At 65.8% G+C, this 3111-nt stretch carries 3 protein-coding genes and 1 pseudogene; all 4 read left to right on the forward strand.

Annotated elements, in window-relative coordinates; all coding sequences use genetic code 11:
* A pseudogene (locus VGH68_RS22750) lies at nt 1-160 on the forward strand (UDP-N-acetylmuramoyl-L-alanine--D-glutamate ligase); the annotation flags it as partial.
* Complete coding sequence (gene ftsW / locus VGH68_RS22755; RefSeq protein ID WP_331605968.1) at nt 157-1422, forward strand: putative lipid II flippase FtsW; 1266 nt, start codon at nt 157-159, stop codon at nt 1420-1422. The pseudogene VGH68_RS22750 and the gene ftsW, both read left to right, overlap by 4 nt.
* Nucleotides 1419-2549 (forward strand): undecaprenyldiphospho-muramoylpentapeptide beta-N-acetylglucosaminyltransferase, encoded by a 1131-nt coding sequence (murG, locus tag VGH68_RS22760; RefSeq protein WP_331605969.1) that lies wholly within the window; start codon nt 1419-1421, stop codon nt 2547-2549. Before ftsW ends, murG begins: the two co-directional genes overlap by 4 nt.
* The coding region (locus VGH68_RS22765) for a Mur ligase domain-containing protein (RefSeq protein WP_331605970.1) at nt 2546-3111 on the forward strand (566 nt) is incomplete at its 3' end. The genes murG and VGH68_RS22765, both read left to right, overlap by 4 nt.

Below are 3111 nucleotides of genomic sequence, written 5' to 3' on the forward strand. Positions count from 1 at the left end.
AGCGACGCGCGCGGCGAGCGCGCTCGCGCAGCCCGGCGACGCGGTGCTGCTGTCGCCCGCGTGCGCGAGCTTCGACATGTTCAAGGGTTACGCACACCGTGCCGCGGTATTTCGCAGCACCGTGGAAGACATCGCGGCCGAACGGGGGACGATGATATGAGCTGGTCGGAACGTTTCGGCACGCGCGAAGCAGCCGGCAGCGGCGGTGCGGCGACACGCGCGTCCACACGCACGGGCGGCAGTGGTCTCGCGAGCGCGGTCAACGGCGTGCGGCCGCTGCGCTCGCGCATGCTCGACTACGACCACTCGCTGCTGTGGGTCGTCGTCGCATTGCTCGGGCTCGGCATCGTGATGGTGTATTCGGCGTCGATCGCGATGCCCGATTCGCCGAAGTACGCGTCGTATCGCGATTGGGCGTTCCTCGTGCGCCAGATCATCTTCGTCGTGATGGGCAGTGTGATCGGCGTCGTCGCGTTCCGCGTGCCGATTTCGACGTGGGACAAATACGCGCCGAAGCTCTTCCTGATCTCGCTGGTCGCGCTCGTGATCGTGCTGATTCCGCACATCGGCAAGGGCGTGAACGGCGCGCGCCGTTGGATTCCGCTCGGTATCACGAACATGCAGCCGTCTGAAATCATGAAGCTCGCGGTGACGATCTACGCGGCGAACTACACGGTGCGCAAGCAGGAGTACATGCACAGCTTCGCGAAGGGCTTCTTGCCGATGGCGGTTGCGGTCGGCCTCGTCGGCATGTTGCTGCTGCTCGAACCGGACATGGGCGCGTTCATGGTGATCGCGGCGATCGCGATGGGCGTGCTGTTCCTCGGCGGCGTGAACGGCAAGCTGTTCGGCGGGCTGGTCGCGACCGCGGTCGGCACATTCACGTTGCTGGTATGGGCGTCGCCGTGGCGTCGCGAGCGGATTTTCGCGTATCTCGATCCGTGGGACGACCGTTACGCGCAGGGCAAGGCCTATCAGTTGACGCACTCGCTGATCGCGTTCGGGCGCGGCGAGTGGTTCGGCGTCGGGCTCGGCGGCAGCGTCGAGAAGCTCAACTATCTGCCCGAAGCGCATACCGACTTCATTCTCGCGGTGATCGGCGAGGAGTTGGGGTTCGTCGGCGTGCTGGTCGTGATCCTGATGTTCTACTGGATCGTGCGCCGCTCGTTCGAGATCGGCCGTCAGGCGCTCGCGCTCGATCGCACGTTCGCGGGTCTCGTCGCGAAGGGCATGGGGATCTGGTTCGGCGCGCAGACTTTCATCAACATGGGCGTGAACCTCGGCTTGCTGCCGACCAAGGGTCTGACGTTGCCGCTCGTCAGTTACGGCGGCTCGGGCATTTTGTTGAACTGCGTGGCGATCGCGGTGCTGATGCGGGTGGACTACGAGAACCGGGTGTTGATGCGCGGGGGCAAAGTATGACCCTCACGCAGCAACGCACGCTGATGGTGATGGCCGGCGGCACCGGGGGGCACGTGTTCCCCGGCCTCGCGGTCGCGCACCTGATGCAGGCGTGGGGATGGAAAGTCGTATGGCTCGGCAATCCCGCGGGCATGGAAGCGACGCTCGTGCCGAAGCACGGCATTCCAATGGAGTACGTGCGCTTTGGCGGCGTGCGCGGCAAGGGCCTGAAAACCAAGCTGATGCTGCCGGTGAACCTGCTGCGCGCCTGCACGCAGAGCCTCTCCGTGCTGCGTCGCGTGAAGCCGGACGTCGTACTCGGCATGGGCGGCTACATCACGTTTCCGGCCGGCGTGATGACCGCGCTGAGCGGCCGGCCGCTGGTGCTGCACGAACAGAATTCGATCGCGGGACTCGCGAACAAGGTGCTCGCGAAACTCGCGAAGCGCGTGCTCGTCGCGTTCCCGAATGCGTTGCCGCACGGCGAGTGGACCGGTAATCCGATTCGTCAGGAACTTGCGCGCGCGAATGCACCCAAAGCACGCTACGCACAACGCAGCGGTCCGCTGAACGTGCTGGTCGTGGGCGGCAGTCTCGGTGCCGCGGCGTTGAACGAAGTGGTGCCGCGCGCGGTTGCGCTGCTGGACAGCGACGAACGTCCGCGCATCGTGCATCAGGCGGGTGCCAAGCATATCGACGCGCTGCGCGAGAACTACGCGGCAGCGGGCTTGCAAGCCGATAACGGCGAACACCCGGATGTCGCACTGGTGCCGTTCATCGACGACATGACGAGCGCGTACGAAAACGCCGATCTGGTGATCTGCCGCTCGGGCGCGATGACGGTGTCGGAGATTTCGGCAGTTGGCGTCGCGGCGCTGTTCGTGCCGTTCCCGTACGCGGTCGACGATCACCAGACCACCAACGCGGCCTTCCTCGCCGCTAACGGCGCGGCGCTGGTCGTGCAACAACGCGACCTGTCGGCGGAAAAGCTCGCCGACTGGCTGCGCAGCCAGACGCGCGAAAGTCTCGCGGACATGGCGGAGCGTTCGCGCTCGCTCGCGAAGCCGGATGCCACCGAACAGGTCGCGCGGATCTGCGCGAGCGTGGCAGGGTCGACGGCGGGTGCGAGCCCGGAAGGAAAGCAATGAAACACATCGTCAAACACATTCATTTCGTCGGCATCGGCGGTGTCGGTATGAGCGGTATCGCCGAGGTGCTGGTCAACCTCGGCTATCAGGTGAGTGGCTCGGACTTGTCGGGCAACGCGGTGACCGAGCGCCTCGCCGCGCTGGGCGCGCGCATTTCGATCGGCCATGCGGCGCAGAACATCGACGGCGCGAACGCGGTGGTCGTGTCGAGCGCGGTGCGCAGCGATAACCCGGAAGTGCTGGCCGCGCGTCATCGGCGCATTCCGATCGTGCCGCGCGCGGTGATGCTCGCGGAACTGATGCGCCTGAAGCAGGGCATCGCGATCGCCGGCACGCATGGCAAGACCACGACGACGTCGCTGGTGGCGAGCGTGCTCGCCGCGGGCGGGCTCGATCCGACTTTCGTGATCGGCGGCCGGCTGATCAGCGCGGGCGCCAATGCGCGCCTGGGCACCGGCGACTTCATCGTCGCCGAGGCGGACGAATCGGATGCGTCGTTCCTGAACCTGTTCCCGGTGATCGAAGTCATCACGAACATCGACGCCGATCACATGGACACCTA

Origin of the sequence: Paraburkholderia sp. (genome assembly GCF_036488505.1) — a bacterium.
Classification (GTDB): Bacteria; Pseudomonadota; Gammaproteobacteria; order Burkholderiales; family Burkholderiaceae; genus Paraburkholderia.